This window comes from Bradyrhizobium sp. AUGA SZCCT0105 (genome assembly GCF_018129565.1).
Lineage (GTDB): Bacteria > Pseudomonadota > Alphaproteobacteria > Rhizobiales > Xanthobacteraceae > Bradyrhizobium.
On sequence record NZ_JAFCMK010000004.1, the window covers coordinates 511,490 to 528,094 of the forward strand.

The window sequence follows — 16,605 nt, forward strand, 5'->3', positions numbered from 1 at the left end:
GTATGAAACCGGATCATGATCCTGGCAATGCTCGTGGCCGTTTCGTACGAAGAAACGGGGCCTCGGGAGGTCGTGCTTTCAGACATCGGAGATTCGCGCCAGGGTCCGCTCCGCCGCGAAACCCACAGTTTTGGCAGCGCGACAACGACCCGACGCGAACCGGCCGCGCTTCTCAGCCTCGGCTCAGCAGTTGCCAGGTCGATGTGGCATGCGCGATCGGCTCGCCGGCTGCGGTGGAGGCCTGGGATTGCACGAAGAAGGTCTTCCGGCCGCGCTTCAGGAAGGTCGCGTGACAGGTCACGCGCCCTTCGCGGACCGCGGCGAGATACTGCACCTTCATCTCGAGCGTGGTGCCGGCACCGGCGACGTGGTTGACCAGATGCCCCATCGAGATATCGAGCGCGGTTGCGAGAACCCCGCCGTGCAAGGTGCCTTGCGGGTTGAACAGCGGCCTCTCGATGTCGAACGAGACGATGCACGCCTCGCTTTGGTAGGCGATCTCGAGGCCGAAGAAGCGCGACAGGAAGAACGACCCGAATTCCTGCCGCTCGTCCGCGACAGCGCGACGCATCATCTGCTCGGCGATATCTCTCATGACGACACTCGCTTGATCACGATATTCACTTGGGCGATCGCACGAAGCTCCGTCCAAAGTCTCCGAACGCGCCTTCGACCGCGAATCTCTCGAGCCGATCGTCGGTCCAGCCGCACCATTCCGCAAGCACCTCGCTTGTGTGTTCGCCGAGCATCGGCGGCGGCGTGGACGGCGCCGGCGGCTCGTCGCCGAACCGCGTCGGCCGGGCAATGAACCTCACATCCCCCGCGGCCGGATGACGGACGGTCTGGACCATGCCGCGCTCGGTAAGTTGCGGCGTCTCGCAGACCTCGCCGACCGACTTGATCGCGCCGCACGGAATGCCGGCCACGGCGAGCGCCTGCAGCCAATCGGCGCGACTCCTGCCGGCGAAGATGGGGGCGAGGACCGCGACGAGATCGTTCCGGCTCGCCGCGCGCTTCGGGGCGGTTGCGAAGCGGCTATCTTCGCGCAGCTCCGGCCGGCCGATGACGTCGCAAAAGGCCGCCCAGAACTTGTCGTTCGCGACCCCGACATTGATCCAGCCGTCACTCGCCTCGAACGGTTCGTACGGGCTGATGGTCGGATGGACGTTGCCCCGGCGCCTCGGGCTTTGTCCCGATGCGAAGTACATGCCGGCGTTGAACGTCAGCAGCGATGCCATGGCGTCGAGCATGGAGACGTCGACCCGTCCGCCTTCGCCCGTCCGGCTCTTCCGCATCAGGGCGGCGAGCACCGAATGCGATGCATAAAGACCGGTGACGAGATCGGCGATCGAGGTGCCGACCTTGGTCGGCGGCCCCATGGGATCACCGGTGATGTCCATCACGCCGGATTCGCCCTGGAGGATCAGATCGTAGCCGGGGCGCAAGGCGTCCGCACCGGTGCGGCCGAACCCCGAGATGCTGCACAGGATGATGTCGGACTTGCGGGCCCGCAACACGTCGAAGCCGAGCCCCCATTTGTCGAGCGTGCCCGGGCGAAAATTCTCAATCACGACGTCGGCCGCGGACGCAAGATCGAGCACCGCGTCGCGCCCCGCCGGCGATTTCAGATCGATGGCGCAACTGCGCTTGTTGCGGTTTACCGACAGGAAATACGCGCTCTCGCCGCCGATGAAGGGCGGCCCGTAGCGGCGGCTCTCGTCGCCCTGTCGCGGATCCTCGATCTTGACGATGTCGGCGCCGAGATCGCCGAGCTGCATCGTGGCAAAGGGGCCGGAGACCACGCGGCAGAGGTCGAGAACCCTGATGCCGGAGAGCGGCTCGCGATCAGACGATCGCATCGGCGAGGTCCTTCATCGACGGCACCAGGATGTCAGGCTGGTGTGGCGTGATGCCGAACGGGCGGCTGCGCCGGTCGATGAAGGCCGTCCGCATGCCGGCGGACTTGGCGCCGATGCAGTCGAAAGCATGATTGGCGACGAACAGCACCTGATCGGGCTTCACGCCCATGATCTCGGCCGCTTTCGTATAGGTCGCGACATGCGGCTTGAACGAATTGGCCTCGGCCACCGAGATCACGCGATCGAACGGGACCTTGTGGTACTGCTTCGCGGTCTCGAGCATGTCGGGATCGCCGTTCGACAGCACCACCAGTTTGTATTTGGCTTGCAGCCGCGCGAGCGCTTCCGGCACTTCCGGAAACGGCACCAGCCTCTCGATCTCGCCGACGAGATAACGCACCTCATCCACCGTGTAGTCGATCTTGGCGCGGTCCATCACGTGCGACACCGCGCGATGCCCGATCTCGCGATAGGGCGTGTGCTCGCGATGCAGCAGCGCATCGATCATCGAGTTCTCGAAATGGGTGCGGCGCCACCATGTAACGAAGGAATTCGGATCGCCCTTCCAGCCTTTCTTCTGAAGGAACGGCGTCGCGATCCTGGTCAGGCCGCCCTGCATGTCGACGACCGTGCCGTACTGATCGAACATGCAGATCTTCACTTCGCGCTTGATCGTCTCGGAATCCATTGGTGCCTCCTTGGTTCAGATCGATTGGATACGCGCCGCATCGCCATAAATGAAATGGATTTGTGATCTCTCGTTATTCACGATATGAATGACGGCATGAACCTCCGATCCATCGACCTCAATCTGCTCGTCGCGCTGGACGCACTGCTGACCGAGCGTCATGTCACCAAGGCGGCCGACCGCGTCGGCCTCAGTCAACCTGCGATGAGCAACGCGCTCAACCGGCTGCGCGCGATGTTCGAGGACGAGCTTCTGGTGCGGACGACGAGCGGGATGAAGCCCACGCCCCGCGCCACCGAACTGGCGGAACCGCTGCGCCAGGTGCTGCGCCAGGTCGAGCGGGTGATGGCGAGCGACGCCGGCTTCGATCCAGGCCGGACCGAACGCACCTTCACGATCAGGATGTCGGATATTCTTGCATGCCTGCTGCTGCCGCGACTCGCCGCGGCGCGGACGCCCGATGCACGGATTTCCTACAACACGATCCATCTGCCACCCGCTTTGACGATCGATGCGCTGGAGCGGGACGAGATCGATGTCGCGGTCAGCATGGGGCTCGAGCATTCCGCATCGATCCGTTCCGAGACGCTGCTGCACGACCGCATGGTCTGCCTGATGCGGGGCGGTCACCAGATCAAGCGCGGGCGGCTGACCTTCGAGCGCTTCATCGCGCAGGAGCACATGAAGGTCTCGATGAGCCCAACCGACCTTCGTTTCGTCGACGACGTGCTCGCCGAACGCGGCCATCGGAGACGCATCGCGCTGAACGTGCCGCATTGGCTGGTCGTACCTCATGTCTTGAAAAGCACCGATCTGCTCGCGGTGATGCCGAGGCATCTCGCCGCCGTGTTGATGGACGACGGTCTGCGGATGGAGGAACTGCCGTTCGAGTCCGCACCGTTCGACTGGATGTTGTACTGGCATCGCAGATACGATCAGAGCAATGCCAACGGCTGGCTCCGCGATCGGCTCAGGGCGGCCTGCTCCGATCTGAGTTAGGCGCCGATGTCCGCCGGCCTCCGTGCGATCGACGATGGATGTCCTGCCTCGGCGTCCGTGACGGCCGACGCGTCCTCCAGCGAGCGTCCCTTGGTTTCGAATCCGAACATGAGAAACACCACGGCCTGGAACACGAGGATGCCGGCCAGCGTCGTCAGCACGCCGGTCAAGCCTTGCCAGGCGAAGATCGCGACCACAACGTACTGCACCAGCGCGGTCGCGATCCGTCCGGACGTGGCGCAGATCGCGGTGCCGCGAAGCCGGTAGCGCGTCGGGAACAGTTCGGGGACGTGCATCGCAAACCCGGTCGCCAGCATGACGTAGATCGCGGTGACCAGCAGGAAGCCAACGCCCGCGAGCGCAGCACCGTCCGGCATGTACGGATAAGCGATACCGAGTACGGCTGCCGCAATCGACGAGCAGACGATCGAGAGCCGGCGTCCCAATCGGTCAGCCAGCACGAGCCCGATCAGCGATCCGACCGGCCCGCCCAGCGCCATCACGGTGGTGTAGCCCAGCGAGGAGACCACGCTGTGGCCGCCCTTGACCATGAAGGTCGGCAGCCAGCCAATGAACCCGTAGAGGCTGAAGCCGACGACGATGTGCAGCAGGCTGCCGAGCAGCGTGCGCGCGAGATACGGCGGCTGGAACAGGCGCCAGACCGCACCGGGAGATTCTTGCGCCGGCGCGCCGGCGGCGACGGGAGCCAGCGCTCCCTTGCGCGCGGCCTCCGCTTCGATCGCCGAAAGAATTGCCTCCGCCTCGTCGGCGCGGCCGTTGGCGGCGAGCCAACGCGGCGATTCCGGCATCGACTTGCGCAAGAACCAGACGATCATCGCGAGGAGGCCGACGAGAGCGAACATGTAGCGCCACCCCAGCGTCGGGATCACCCACAGGCCGATCATGGATGACGCGAACAGCGAGAAGTTGGTGATCACGGCGAGCAGCCCGATCCAGCGGCCGCGCGAGGTGGCCGGCACGAACTCGGTCAAGGTCGCGTAGCCGACCACGATCTCGGCGCCGAGGCCGATGCCGATGATGAAGCGCAGGCCGATCAGAACCGTCATGCTGGGCGCGAAGGCGGCGGCGATCGACGCGAGGCCGAAGATCGCAAGGTTCATCTGGTAGGAGAAGCGGCGACCGAAGCGGTCGCCAAGGATGCCGGAGAACCAGGCGCCGATCGTCATTCCGACAAAGGTCGCGGAGACAAATGCGGCGTTGAGCTCGAGCGTCGACCAGCCTTCCTTGAGCACCGCGCCCAGCACACCGCCGGCCAGATAGATGTCGAATGCATCGAGGAACATGCCGGCGCCGATCAGGGCCAGGATACGCCAGTGGAATCCGCAGATCGGCAGCCTGTCGAGGCGCGCGCCCGCGTTGATGTCGATGTCGGCGGATCGCGCCATTCCAAACCTCCCTGCCCGGCTTTGTGCGAGCCGGCTGTTCCGATCATCGATTGATGACGCGCAGGGGGGCGTCGTCCAATTCAAAACGAAAATTCGACTATTTGGCGCAGTGATGAAGCTGACGCGAGCGGCACGATCGCGTTCCATCCTGACACCAAGCTGACTTGCGTACGCCGTCGTTAACGATCCCGCTGTCGCGCGGTCTCGAAATCACGGTGTCAGCACAAACATTCACAACCGGTTCATGTCGGCGCCACTATTCGACTCCAACGCTGGGGGAAGAAGATTGGAGTATGTGCCATGCGCCGCATCGCCGGACTGCCTTTCGCCTTAGCTCTCAGCCTCTGCTGTCTCTCTCCACCTCACGCTGCGCGCGCGCAGCTTGCCATCGGCATCGGCATCAGCGTCGATGCAGCACCGCCGCCCTTGCCGGTCTACGAGCAGCCGCCGATCCCCGGCGAGGGCTACATCTGGACTCCCGGCTATTGGGCGTGGAGCGACGATATCGGTTACTACTGGGTTCCCGGCACGTGGGTGCTTCCGCCCGCGCCTGAGTTGCTCTGGACACCCGGCTATTGGGGCTGGAACGATGGCGTCTACGCCTTCCACGCCGGTTATTGGGGAGCGACCGTCGGCTTCTACGGCGGCATCTCTTATGGCTTCGGCTACACCGGCATCGGCTATGAAGGCGGCTATTGGCGCGGCGGCAGCTTCTTCTACAACCGCTCCGTCACCAACATCACGAATGTCTCGGTCACCAACGTCTACAACAAGACCGTCATCAACAACACGACCAACGTCAGCTACAACGGCGGCACCGGTGGCACCACGGTGAGACCGACGCCGCAGCAGGTCGCGGCCGCGAGCGAGCACCACGTGGCTGCGACCGGCGAGCAGACGCGGCACGCCGAAGCGGCGATGAAGGATCCGGCGCTGGCGCTCGCCAGCAATCATGGTCACCCGGCGATCGCGGCGACCGCGCACGCGGCACGGTTCAGCGGCGCCGGCGTGATCGCCGCGCACCCGGGCAAGCCGATCGCGGCGCCGCCGCCCCGGCATGCGCAACCCGCGACAGGACACGCTCCGCCGTCAGGGAATGCGCTGCCGCCAACACACGCCCTGCCGACAGGAAATGCCCTGCCGCCAGGACACGCTCTGCCGAGCGGAAACGCTCTGCCGGCAACACCTGCATCGCCGACGGGGCACGCCCTGCCTTCCGGAAACGCGCTGCCGCAAGCACAGACAACGACGACAGGACACGCCCTGCCGACCGGAAACGCGCTACCGCCGGCACACGCGTCGACAACGGGACACGCCTTGCCTGCGGCAAGCGCTTCGCCGGCTGTACACGCACTGCCGACGGGACACGCTCGGCCTGTTGCCGTCAACCATCCCGCTCCGGCACCGCCCGTCGCAGCGCCAGCCGTGCATGCGCCGAGACCGCAGATCGCACAGCACGCACCACCCGCGCCACGCCCGGCCGCGCATCCGCCGGCGCCGCGCGTCGCGCAAGCGGCTGTGCACCGAGCTCCGCCGCCGCCCCGGCGTCCGCCGCCACCGCATGTGTCGCGGCCGGCTCCGCGGCCCCATCCTGCGCCGCGGCCGCAGCATCCCGCTGCGCGGCCAGCGCCACACAGGCACGCGTGATCCAGCCTATCGGCGTGCCCGCAACGGCACGCCGATTTCGTATGAGAACCCATCGCGTGCAGAACAGCACGCGATGCAAATCGTCAGTCACGGGATTTCAGGAGCGCAAGGCGTACCGTCAGGCCAGCTCCTCGGCTGCGTCCGCGATCGCGGCATAAATCTCAACGAGATCAGCCTCCGTCACGCAGTAGGGCGGCATGACGTAGATTGTGTTGCCGAGCGGGCGCAGCAGCAGGTTTCGACGCGCGAAGAAGGCCTGAAGCTTTGGACCGATGCCTGCGAGATAGCCGGCATCGCTTGCCTTCAAGTCAAGCGCGGTGATGGTGCCGGTGCGGCGGACGTTCTCAAAGCGTGCGTCGGCGCGGAATGGTGCGATCAGGCGCTCCTGCATCGCGGCGAGCGGGGCTGTGCGCTCGCCCGCGCCGCGCTGCCAGAGTTCGAGGTTTGCCCTTGCGGCGGCGCAGGCGACCGGGTTTGCCGTATAGGAACTGGAATGGAAGAAGGTTCGCGAACGATCGCTGGAATAATGCGCGTCGTAGATCTCGGCGCGGCAGAGCGTCACTGCGAGCGGCAGCGATCCGCCGGTGAGGCCCTTCGAATAGCAGGCGATGTCCGGCGTGACGTCGGCTTGCTCGCACGCGAACAATGTGCCGGTGCGGCCCCAGCCGGTCATCACCTCATCGGCAATGAACAGCACATCGGAGGCCTCGCAGATGCGCTTCATTTCCTTCAGCACCCAGGGCGGATACATCAGCATCCCGCCCGCGCCGAGGATCAGCGGTTCGACAATGAATGCGGCCGCGGCTTCCGTCTTGCACGCGGCGTCGAGCGCATCGAGTGTCGCCTGCTCGTGGCCGGCGGCCGGAAACGGGATTGATTCGACATCGAACAGCAGCGGCTCATAGGCCTTGTTGAAGACGCCGCGTGCGCCGACCGACATCGTCCCCACGGTGTCGCCGTGGTAGGAGTGCTGCATGACGATGATGCGCGTGCGCGGCACGCCGATATTGTGCCAGTAGCCGAGCGCCATCTTCAGCGCCACTTCCACGCTGGTAGATCCAGAGTCGGAGAAGAACACATAGTCGAGGCCACGCGGCGCCAGCTTCAGGAGCTGCGCCGCAACCTCTTCCGCCGGATCGTGGGTATGGCCGGCAAAGATGATCTGGTTGAGCTGTTCCGCCTGGTTCTGGATCGCGCGTACGATATGCGGATGGCAATGGCCATGGGTCACCACCCACCAGGATGAGATCGCATCGATGATCCGGCGGTCGTCCGCGGTGTAGAGATAGGCGCCCTCCCCGCGCACGATCCTTGTCATCTCGCCGTGCAGAGCGTGCTGGGTGAACGGGTGCCAGATCGGCGATTTCTGAGCTGATGTCATGGGTTGAAATCGTCGCGCCGGAACGACGCCTTGAACGCCGCCCGCAGCGTGTCGGCCGCGAGGGGCGAAAGCCAGGGCAACCGGCCCAGCCGGCGCACTTGCCCGATCTCGCAGATCGCGCGCTCGCTCTCGGGATTGTTTTCACCAATGAAGGCAATCCCGAGAACATCGATGTTGCGCTTGCGCAGCGCCTCGACCGACAACAGCGAGTGATTGATGGTGCCGAGCGCGGTGCGGGCGCAGAGCACGACCGGAAGCCGCCACCGCTCGAACATGTCGATAAAGAGCGTGTCGCCATTCAGCGGCACCATCAGCCCGCCGGCGCCCTCGACCACCAGCGGCCGGTCCCCCGTGTTGGGCAGATCGAGCGCGGCAGGATCGATGCGTACGCCGTCGATCGCCGCGGACTGATGCGGCGAAGCCGGCGTGCGAAGCCGGTAACGCTCCGGCACGATGCGATCGGCCGCGAGACCGGCAAGCCGCGTCACCAGTTGCGCATCGGTCTCTTCCTCGAGGCCGGACTGAACCGGCTTCCAGTAGCTCGCGCCGAGGAAACCGGCGAGGCCCGCGGAGAAGATCGTCTTTCCAATCCCGGTATCGGTGCCGGTCACCACGATGCCGCTGATCATCGCGACCAACCTCGCGTCTCCTCGACGAGCGCATCGAGCAGCGCGCGCACGTCGTCCTCGTCGACATTGAGGGTCAGCGCAATCCGCAGCCGCGCGGTGCCCGCCGGCACGGTCGGCGGGCGGATGCCTCTGACGTCGAAGCCGCGCGCTTGCAGCGCAGACGCAAGCTGCATCACGCGCGCATTGTCGCCCACGATATAGGGCACGATCTGCGAGCGCGACGGGCTGTTCCGGCCGCGCCGATCGAGCTCGCGATGCGTGAACGCGACCAGCTTTGCGAGGCGCTGCTGGCGCTCAGGCTCCTGCTGCAGGATCAGCAGCGCCTCGCGGACGGCGACGGCCACAAGCGGTGATGGCGCGGTAGCGAAGATGAACGGGCGGCAGCGATTGACCATGAAGTCGCGCAGCACGGTGGAGGCCGTGACCAGCGCACCTGCTGCGCCCAGCGCCTTGCCGCAGGTATGCACGATCACGAGATTCTCGCGCCCTTCATAGGGCGCCGTCAGCCCTCGCCCCTGTTCGCCGTAGACGCCGGTGCCGTGCGCCTCGTCCACCATCACGAACGCGTCGTGTCGTTCGGCGATGGCGACGAGGTCGTCGAGCGGCGCGACATCGCCGTCCATGCTGTAGACGCTTTCGACCACGATCCAGACCCGGCCCGTTCCGCCCTCGGCGCGCCAGCCGCGAATGGTGTCCTCGACCGACCCGGGGTCGTTGTGCGCACTGAATCGGAACGCGGCCCGGCCGGACCGCGCGCCTTCATGGATGCTGGCGTGCACCAGCGAATCGAGCACGAGCAGATCGCCGCGCTGCGGCAGCGTCGTCAGCACGGCAAAGTTGGCGACATAGCCGCCGCCGAAGAACAGCGCGGTCTCGGCGCGGAAGAACGCGGCGGCCTCGGCCTCCAGCCTTTCGTGCTCCTCGCAATTGCCGCGCAACAGCCGCGACCCGCCGGCGCCGATCGGCGTGCCGGCCTCGAGCGCGGCCGCGACGGCCCGCTTGATGCGTGGCGCGCTCGCGAGCGCCAGATAGTCGTTCGATACGAAATCGATGCCCGCGCGCGGCTTGAGACCGCGCAGCCGATCGTCCTTGCTCAGGGCGTGCAAGGCCGCGGCGTAATCAGCGGCCTTGGCCGCATGGATTGCGCTCATGCTTTACTCTCAGGATGGTAGTTAGTCGCGCGGCGAATGACGCCGCGCGCGCCGAAGGTTGCGGTCAGGCGAGGCGGGATGTGATGCCGAGCCGATCCAGCAGATCGGCGTCGCGATCGCGCTGCGGGTTCTTGGTGGTCAGCAGCACATCGCCGATGAAGATCGAATTCGCGCCGGCGAGGAAGCACATCGCCTGCAGTTCATCGGTCATGTATTGCCGTCCGGCCGACAACCGCACCACGCTCTTCGGCATCATGATCCGCGCGGTCGCAACCAGCCGCACCAGCGCGATCGGATCGGGCCGCTCGGCGGTGTCGTTGACCGGCACGCCCTTGACCTCGTTCCACAGATTGATCGGCACGCTTTCGGGATGGCTGGGGAGATTGGCGAGCAGCATCAGCATGCCGAGCCGGTCCTCGACCTGTTCACCCATGCCGATAATGCCGCCACAGCAGACCTTGATGCCGGCGTCGCGCACATGCGCGAGCGTATCGATGCGATCCTGCAGGGTGCGGGTGGTGATGATCTTGTCGTAGAACTCCGGCGAGGTATCGACGTTGTGGTTGTAGAAATCGAGCCCGGCGTCGGAGAGGCGTTCGGCCTGGTCCGGCGTCAGCATGCCGAGCGTAACGCAGGTTTCCATGCCGAGCCCTTTCACCGCGCTGACCATGTCGCAGACCTGATCGAGGTCGCGGTCCTTGGGACTGCGCCAGGCCGCGGCCATGCAGAAGCGGGTTGCGCCAGCGTCCTTGGCGCGCTGCGCGACCGCGACCACCTCGTCCCGCGGCATCAGGCGGGTGGCCTTCAGGCCGGTGTCGTAATGCGCGCTCTGGGAGCAGTAGCCGCAGTCTTCCGGGCAGCCGCCGGTCTTGATGCTGAGCAGGCTCGCGGTCTCGACGTGGTTCGGATTGAAGTTGGCACGGTGGGTGCCCTGCGCCTGGAACATCAGATCCGCGAACGGCAGGTTGTAGAGCGCCTCGGCCTCGGCGCGCTCCCAGTTCTTGCGGAGCGGTGCACTGCTGCGGCTGTCGGTCCGTTCGATCTCAACGACATCAACCATCGGGCTTGCCTTCTTGCTTGTGTAAATCATAGATAATTCTGTATATTATCTATGATATTGGACTTAGAATGATGCTAGCCGAGCCCGGTCGAGAGCGCATCCGTTTTTATGATAGATAATCTATGACCAGCGAGGGCGAGAACACGACGACTGCCGGGCGCATCGCCGAGGCGATCGGCGAGCGCATCATCGGCGGCGCATTGCCGCCGGATGCTCCGCTCCGGCAGGACCATGTCGCGCGGGAATTCCATTCCAGTCACGTCCCGGTGCGCGAGGCCTTCAGGCAATTGGAGGCGCAGCATCTCGTCGTTGCGGTGCCGCGTCGCGGGGTGCGGGTTGCGCCGCTCGACACCAAGTCGGTGAAGGAGATCGCCGAGATGCGCGCCGCGCTCGAGGTGGTGGCGCTCCGCAATGCCGCTCCCAGGTACACATCCGCCCATCTGGCACGGATCGAGGTCGCGCTGATCGAAGGCGACAATGCCGAGACGGTTCAGGAATTCGAACTGGCCAATCGCGCCTTCCATCACGCGCTGGTGGCGCCCTGCGCGATGCCGCGACTGCTCGCCAGCCTCGACGGATTGCAGCTCGCAAATTCACGACTGGTGTTCGCGATGGCGCGCAACGCCGGCTGGCGGCCGCGACCGAGCCAGGATCATCGCGTGATCCTGCAAGCGCTGCGCGCCCGCAACATCGAGCAAGCCTGCAGCCTGCTCGCGCGGCATATTCAGACGATCGAGCGGCTTGCCTTGCCGGCGGAATGATCGGGAGCTGCGATCCGCTAGGCGATCGCCACGATCTCCAGCTCCTGGGCGCCCGAGCCGGCGACGTCGCCCACGGCTTTGCCCATCAGCGACCTTGCCACCGGCGAGACGAAAGAGATCGAGCCGGCCTTTGGATCGGCTTCGTCCTCGCCGACAATGCGATAGGTCTGCACCCGCCCATCGGCGCGGCTGAAGGTCACCGTGCTGCCGAAGGCAACGGTTTCGGTCGAAGCCGGGTCTGGCACCACCTGCGCGGTGCGGAGCCTTTCCGTGAGATAGCGTGTGTCGCGCAACGGCACCGCCGACTGCCGTCGCCGTTCATTGATGTCGTCCAGCTGCTGCGCGGTCTCGTAGGCCTCGCGTGCCTCCAGGAGCTGGCGCTCCAGCGCCTTGCGTCCTGCTTCGGTCACCAGATTGGGATGCGGCGAAATCGGGCGGTCCGGCAACAGCGTTTCGGACGCGGTCTCGGCACTTTCTTCCTTGGTGAAGGCAACGCTCAATCCAGAACTCCATCGCTGAGGCCGGTAGTATAGCCCCGCCTCGCCCGCGCCGCTAATGCGCGATGGGATTAGGCTGGATCGTCATCGCAGATTAGCTCGTTGTTCACGCATGATCCTTCCGGATCATACGCTAGTGCGACGCCGGCTGTTCCGCCTTGCCCCGACGACCAAACCGGTTCTTTACACCCTCGCGCCAGCCCTGGAAGGTGACGAACAGCATCGGTACCAGGAAGATGCCGATCGAGCTCGCGGCCAGCATGCCGCCGAACACCGCGGTGCCGACCGCACGGCGGCTGATTTCCGCCGCGCCGGTCGCGACCACCAGCGGCACCAGGCCGAGGATGAAGGCGATCGAGGTCATCATGACCGCGCGGAAGCGCATCTGCGCGCCCATCGTCGCGGCCTCCGCAATCGGCTTGCCGGCCTCGCGCTGCTCCTTGGCGAATTCGACGATCAGAATGCCGTTCTTGGCGGCGAGCGCGATCAGCACCACGAGACCGATCTGGCCGTAGAGATCGAGATTGAGACCCGCGAGCTTGATGCCGAGATAGGAGCCCAGCACGCCGACCGTGACCGACAGCAGCACCGGAATCGGGATTGTCCAGCTCTCATACAGCGCCACCAGGAACAGATAGGCAAACAGCACCGCGAGCGCGAGGATGATGCCGGTCTGGCCGGAGGCCGCCTGCTCCTGATAGGCCGTGCCGGTCCATTCATAGGAATAGCCTGAAGGCAGCGTCGTCTTGGACAGGTCGGCCATCGTCGCAATCGCGGTGCCCGAGGACACGCCCGCCGCCGGGCTGCCGTTCACCGTGACCGAACGATAATTGTTGTAGCGCGTGATCACCTGCGGGCCGGTGACGATGCGCAAGCTTGCGATCGAGCGGATCGGCACCATCTCGCCGCCGGTGTTGCGCACATAGATCTGCCAGATGTCGGGGATGTCGCCGCGGTCGGACGCATCGCCTTGCACGTTGACCTGCCAGGTACGGCCAAACAGGTTGAAATTGTTGACGTAGATGCCGCCGAGCGTGGCCTGCAGCGCGGTGAACACGTCGGCCATGTTGAGGCCGAGCGCCTGCGCCTTGGCGCGGTCGATGTCGAGATAGACCGATGGATTGGTCGCGGTGAAGGTCGAGAACACGCGGGTCAGATTTGGATTGCGGTTCGCGGCGCCGATCAAGCCACCCATCACGCTGCTGAGGGCAGCCGGATCCTGCCCTTCCAGCGCCTCGAGCTGATACTCGAAGCCGCCGGAGGTCGAGAGGCCGATGATCGGCGGCAGGTTGAACGGCAGCACCGAGGCCGAACGGATCTGCGATCCCGCGATGAAGGTCTGCCGGATCGCGGCCTGCACCGAGTCGGTGACGGCCTTGCGATCGGCGAACGGCTTCATGCGCGCCACCATGAATGTCGAATTGGGCTCGCTGGCGCCGTCGAGCAGCGAGAAGCCGATGATCGACAGCACATGGTCGACCGCCGGGTTCTTCTTCAGGATCGCTTCGACCTGCTTGGTCACCTCGCTGGTGCGCGCCACCGACGCGCCGTCAGGCAGCTGCACCGCGATGAAGAAGGCGCCCTGGTCCTCCTCGGGCAGGAAGCCGGTCGGCGTGATCTTCGACACGCCGAACACCGCACCGGCAAACACCAGCACCGCGACCAGCGACAACACCGCCACGCGGACCAGCCGCTGCACCACGCCGGCATAGCCGTCGCGCACCCAATCGATGCCGCCGAGCACCCGTCCCATGATGCCGCGGCGCGGCCCGCCATGACGCAGGAATACGGCGCACAACGCCGGCGACAGCGTCAGCGCATTCAGCGCCGAGATCACCATCGCGGCGCTGATCGTCACCGCGAACTGGCGGAACAGCGTACCGGAGATGCCGGGAATGAACGCAATCGGCACGAACACCGAGAGCAGCACCAGCGAGATCGCGATGATCGGCGCCGTGATCTGCGCCATCGCCTTCTTGGTGGCGTCGGCCGGCGACAGCTCCGGCTCCTCCTCCATGACGCGTTCGACGTTCTCGACCACGACGATGGCGTCATCGACCACGATGCCGATCGCAAGCACCATCGCCAGCAGCGAGACCGTGTTGGCGGAATAGCCGAGCGCCAGCAGCACCGCGAAGGCGCCGATCAGGCTGACCGGAACCGCGACCGCAGGGATCACGGTGGCGCGCAGATTGCCGAGGAACAGGAACACCACGATCACGACGAGCACGAAGGCCTCGCCGAGCGTCTTCATCACTTCCTTGATCGTATCGGAGACGAAGGTCGTGGAGTCGTACTGCACGAGGTAGGTCAGCCCCGACGGGAACCGCTCCGACAACTTCGCAAGCGTGGCCTGCACGGCCTTGGCCGTGGTCACGGCGTTGGCGCCGGGTGCAAGATAGATGCCCATCGGCACGCCGGGATTGCCGTCGATCCGCGATTCCGAATCCATGTTCTGCGCGCCGATTTCGACGCGGGCGACATCCCTGATCCGCAGCACCGATCCGTCCGGATTGGCCCGTAGCACGATGTCGCCGAACTGCTTGGATGTCGTCAGGCGGCCCTGGGTCTGCACGTTGAACTGGAATTGCTGGTCGTTGCTGATCGGACGCGCGCCGATGCGGCCGACCGGCGCCTGCACGCTCTGGGCACGGATCGCGGCGATCACGTCCGACGGCGCCAAATTGAGGCTGGTCAGGCGCTGAGTGTCGAACCAGACCCGCATCGAATAGTTCAGCTTGGCGAACAGCGAGGCCTGTCCGACGCCGGGCGTGCGCGAGATCGCGTCCAGCACGTTGATGATGGCGTAGTTGGTGATGAACAGCGGGTCCTGCTCGCCGCTCTTGCTGTAGAGCACGATGAACTGCAGCACGGCCGAGGATTTCTTCTGCACGGTCAGGCCCTGCGCCTGCACCTCGGTCGGCAATTGCGCGAGCGCGCTCTGCACGCGGTTGTTGACGTTGACGGTGTTGATATCGGGGTCGGTGCCGAGCGCAAACGAGACCGTCAGCGTATAGCTGCCATCATTGCCGCTGGTCGACTTCATGTAGAGCATCTTGTCGACGCCGACGACCTGCGCTTCCAGCGGCTGGGCGACGCTCGATTCGACGACTTCGGCCGAAGCACCGGGGAATACGGCCGAGACCGTTACTTGCGGCGGCACGATGTCCGGGAACTGGGCGACCGGGATTTGCATCAGCGCCAGCGCGCCCGCGATCGTGATCACGAACGCGATGACGATCGCAAGCCGCGGACGATCGACGAAGACAGCGGAAATCATGGGTTATTGCCCGTCGATTTCGGCGTGCTGCTGGCGCCGCCGTCCGCAGAAACCTTCATGCTCGACTGGATCAGCGCGCTGGCGGGTCCCGGCGCTACCACATCGCCCGGCCTGACCTTCTGCAACCCCTCGACGATCACCTTGTCGCCGAGCGCGATGCCGCTCGTCACCGCGGCAATCGTCGATGTCGATTGCCCAAGCTGGATCCGCTTTTGCTCGGCCTTGTTGTCCGCGCCGACGACGTAGACATATTCGCCCTGCTGGTCCGACAGCACCGCCGAGCGCGGGATCGCCAGCACCTCGACCGGCTGCACGCCTTCCAGCAGCACAGTCACGAACTCATTGTCGGTCAGCTCGCGGACCGCACCGCCGGCTGCGACGGATGTGTACGTCGACGGGTTGGGGATGGTGCCGCGCAAGGAGATGGTGTCCGTGTTCTGCGCGATGGTGTTGTTGACGAAGTTCAGCTCGCCGACCTTGTCGTAGAGCCGGCCGTCGGGCAGGCGCACCCGGATGACCACGGCCTTGAAGCCGCCGCGCGTCGCATAGCGTTCGCGCAGATCGAGCGCCTCGCGCACCGGCACCGGGAACGTGACATACATCGGGTCCTGGCTGACGATGGTCGTCAGGATTCCCGAGCTCGGCGTCACGACGTTGCCCTCGGTGACTGCGGTGCGCCCGATCCTGCCGTCGATCGGCGAGTGGATCTGGGTGTAGTCGAGATTGATCTGGGACAGGTCGACCTGCGCCTGCGCGGCCTGCACCTGTGCCTCGAGGCTCTGCTGGTTGGCGACTGCGGCGTCGACGCTCGATTGCTGGCCGGCCGGTCCGCCGAGCAGCGATTTGGCGCGGTCGGTGGTCAGCTTGGCGTTGACCAGCGTCGCCTGCAGCTGGGCGACCTGCGCCTTCTTCGAGGCCAGGTCGGCCTCGAACGGCCCGCGCTCGAGTTGATACAGCAGGTCACCGGCCTTGACCTCGGAGCCCTCGACGAAGTTCCGCTTCTCTAGGAACGCGGTGACGCGCGCCACCACATTGACGCGGTTGGGAGCCTCGATGCGTCCCAGGAATTCACTGGTTTCGGTGACCGGCCGATTCACCGCCTCGAACACGCCCACGGCAGGAGGCCCGGGCGGTCCCGCCTGCGCATGGGCCGCCGACATCCCGATGGCCGCCAATCCCGCCGATACCAGAAGCCCTGCCAATCCACCGAGCATTCGTTCCGTACCACTCATGCTGTCCAACCCTTC

At 65.5% G+C, this 16,605-nt stretch carries 14 protein-coding genes; 3 read left to right on the forward strand and 11 right to left on the reverse strand.

The window, feature by feature from the left end:
* Positions 1–172: 172 nt before the first annotated feature.
* The 3 genes from JQ573_RS21985 to JQ573_RS21995 are packed head-to-tail and all read right to left on the reverse strand — an operon-like array spanning position 173 to position 2,547.
* Positions 173–595, reverse strand: a complete 423-nt coding sequence (locus tag JQ573_RS21985) for a PaaI family thioesterase (protein ID WP_212312200.1) — start codon at positions 593–595, stop codon at positions 173–175.
* A gap of 25 nt (positions 596–620) precedes the next feature.
* On the reverse strand, positions 621–1,859 hold the full coding sequence (locus tag JQ573_RS21990; protein WP_212312202.1) for a CaiB/BaiF CoA-transferase family protein: 1,239 nt from the start codon (positions 1,857–1,859) through the stop codon (positions 621–623).
* Entirely contained in the window at positions 1,846–2,547 is a 702-nt protein-coding gene (locus tag JQ573_RS21995) for a haloacid dehalogenase type II (protein ID WP_212312204.1), read from the reverse strand. The genes JQ573_RS21990 and JQ573_RS21995 overlap by 14 nt, the downstream gene beginning before the upstream one ends.
* 96 nt (positions 2,548–2,643) lie before the next feature.
* On the opposite strand from JQ573_RS21995, the gene JQ573_RS22000 reads away from it, so the two are divergent.
* Positions 2,644–3,546 (forward strand): LysR family transcriptional regulator, encoded by a 903-nt coding sequence (locus tag JQ573_RS22000; RefSeq protein ID WP_212312206.1) that lies wholly within the window; start codon positions 2,644–2,646, stop codon positions 3,544–3,546.
* On the opposite strand, the gene JQ573_RS22005 is transcribed toward JQ573_RS22000, so the two are convergent.
* Positions 3,543–4,952, reverse strand: a complete 1,410-nt coding sequence (locus JQ573_RS22005) for an MFS transporter (protein WP_212312208.1) — start codon at positions 4,950–4,952, stop codon at positions 3,543–3,545. The genes JQ573_RS22000 and JQ573_RS22005 overlap by 4 nt on opposite strands.
* A 300-nt stretch (positions 4,953–5,252) precedes the next feature.
* On the opposite strand from JQ573_RS22005, the gene JQ573_RS40630 reads away from it, so the two are divergent.
* A complete protein-coding gene (locus tag JQ573_RS40630) occupies positions 5,253–6,599 on the forward strand; it encodes a YXWGXW repeat-containing protein (protein WP_212312210.1) in 1,347 nt (448 codons plus the stop codon).
* 118 nt (positions 6,600–6,717) lie between these two features.
* Here the strand turns inward: JQ573_RS40630 and JQ573_RS22015 are convergent, their stop codons facing one another.
* From JQ573_RS22015 to bioB, 4 genes are all read right to left on the reverse strand, one after another.
* On the reverse strand, positions 6,718–7,980 hold the full coding sequence (locus JQ573_RS22015; protein WP_212312212.1) for an adenosylmethionine--8-amino-7-oxononanoate transaminase: 1,263 nt from the start codon (positions 7,978–7,980) through the stop codon (positions 6,718–6,720).
* The gene (bioD, locus tag JQ573_RS22020) at positions 7,977–8,609 is read right to left on the reverse strand and encodes a dethiobiotin synthase (protein ID WP_212312954.1); all 633 of its coding nucleotides are present in this window, start codon (positions 8,607–8,609) and stop codon (positions 7,977–7,979) included. Before bioD ends, JQ573_RS22015 begins: the two co-directional genes overlap by 4 nt.
* Positions 8,606–9,760 carry an 8-amino-7-oxononanoate synthase gene (locus JQ573_RS22025; RefSeq protein ID WP_212312213.1) on the reverse strand — a complete coding sequence of 385 codons (1,155 nt, stop codon included), beginning with the start codon at positions 9,758–9,760 and terminating at the stop codon, positions 8,606–8,608. The genes bioD and JQ573_RS22025 overlap by 4 nt, the downstream gene beginning before the upstream one ends.
* 64 nt (positions 9,761–9,824) lie before the next feature.
* The gene (bioB, locus tag JQ573_RS22030) at positions 9,825–10,820 is read right to left on the reverse strand and encodes a biotin synthase BioB (protein WP_212312222.1); all 996 of its coding nucleotides are present in this window, start codon (positions 10,818–10,820) and stop codon (positions 9,825–9,827) included.
* A gap of 122 nt (positions 10,821–10,942) precedes the next feature.
* Here bioB and JQ573_RS22035 point away from each other — a divergent pair, with 122 nt between their 5' ends.
* Positions 10,943–11,581, forward strand: a complete 639-nt coding sequence (locus JQ573_RS22035; protein ID WP_212312224.1) for a GntR family transcriptional regulator — start codon at positions 10,943–10,945, stop codon at positions 11,579–11,581.
* 17 nt (positions 11,582–11,598) lie between these two features.
* On the opposite strand, the gene greA is transcribed toward JQ573_RS22035, so the two are convergent.
* The 3 genes from greA to JQ573_RS22050 all read right to left on the reverse strand — a co-directional run bounded on the left by greA (position 11,599) and on the right by JQ573_RS22050 (position 16,590).
* A complete protein-coding gene (gene greA, locus JQ573_RS22040) occupies positions 11,599–12,081 on the reverse strand; it encodes a transcription elongation factor GreA (RefSeq protein WP_212312226.1) in 483 nt (160 codons plus the stop codon).
* A gap of 130 nt (positions 12,082–12,211) precedes the next feature.
* Complete coding sequence (locus JQ573_RS22045) at positions 12,212–15,358, reverse strand: efflux RND transporter permease subunit (RefSeq protein WP_212312228.1); 3,147 nt, start codon at positions 15,356–15,358, stop codon at positions 12,212–12,214.
* The gene (locus tag JQ573_RS22050; RefSeq protein WP_249132086.1) at positions 15,355–16,590 is read right to left on the reverse strand and encodes an efflux RND transporter periplasmic adaptor subunit; all 1,236 of its coding nucleotides are present in this window, start codon (positions 16,588–16,590) and stop codon (positions 15,355–15,357) included. Before JQ573_RS22050 ends, JQ573_RS22045 begins: the two co-directional genes overlap by 4 nt.
* Positions 16,591–16,605 lie beyond the last annotated feature (15 nt).

What these genes read in the sequence shown, in the direction of transcription:
- JQ573_RS21985 (WP_212312200.1), bottom strand. Translation starts at nt 595, where the DNA reads ATGAGAGATATCGCCGAGCAGATGATGCGTCGCGCTGTCGCGGACGAG.
- JQ573_RS21990 (WP_212312202.1), bottom strand. Translation starts at nt 1,859, where the DNA reads ATGCGATCGTCTGATCGCGAGCCGCTCTCCGGCATCAGGGTTCTCGAC.
- JQ573_RS21995 (WP_212312204.1), bottom strand. Translation starts at nt 2,547, where the DNA reads ATGGATTCCGAGACGATCAAGCGCGAAGTGAAGATCTGCATGTTCGAT.
- JQ573_RS22000 (WP_212312206.1), top strand. Translation starts at nt 2,644, where the DNA reads ATGAACCTCCGATCCATCGACCTCAATCTGCTCGTCGCGCTGGACGCA.
- JQ573_RS22005 (WP_212312208.1), bottom strand. Translation starts at nt 4,952, where the DNA reads ATGGCGCGATCCGCCGACATCGACATCAACGCGGGCGCGCGCCTCGAC.
- JQ573_RS40630 (WP_212312210.1), top strand. Translation starts at nt 5,253, where the DNA reads ATGCGCCGCATCGCCGGACTGCCTTTCGCCTTAGCTCTCAGCCTCTGC.
- JQ573_RS22015 (WP_212312212.1), bottom strand. Translation starts at nt 7,980, where the DNA reads ATGACATCAGCTCAGAAATCGCCGATCTGGCACCCGTTCACCCAGCAC.
- bioD (WP_212312954.1), bottom strand. Translation starts at nt 8,609, where the DNA reads ATGATCAGCGGCATCGTGGTGACCGGCACCGATACCGGGATTGGAAAG.
- JQ573_RS22025 (WP_212312213.1), bottom strand. Translation starts at nt 9,760, where the DNA reads ATGAGCGCAATCCATGCGGCCAAGGCCGCTGATTACGCCGCGGCCTTG.
- bioB (WP_212312222.1), bottom strand. Translation starts at nt 10,820, where the DNA reads ATGGTTGATGTCGTTGAGATCGAACGGACCGACAGCCGCAGCAGTGCA.
- JQ573_RS22035 (WP_212312224.1), top strand. Translation starts at nt 10,943, where the DNA reads ATGACCAGCGAGGGCGAGAACACGACGACTGCCGGGCGCATCGCCGAG.
- JQ573_RS22045 (WP_212312228.1), bottom strand. Translation starts at nt 15,358, where the DNA reads ATGATTTCCGCTGTCTTCGTCGATCGTCCGCGGCTTGCGATCGTCATC.
- JQ573_RS22050 (WP_249132086.1), bottom strand. Translation starts at nt 16,590, where the DNA reads ATGAGTGGTACGGAACGAATGCTCGGTGGATTGGCAGGGCTTCTGGTA.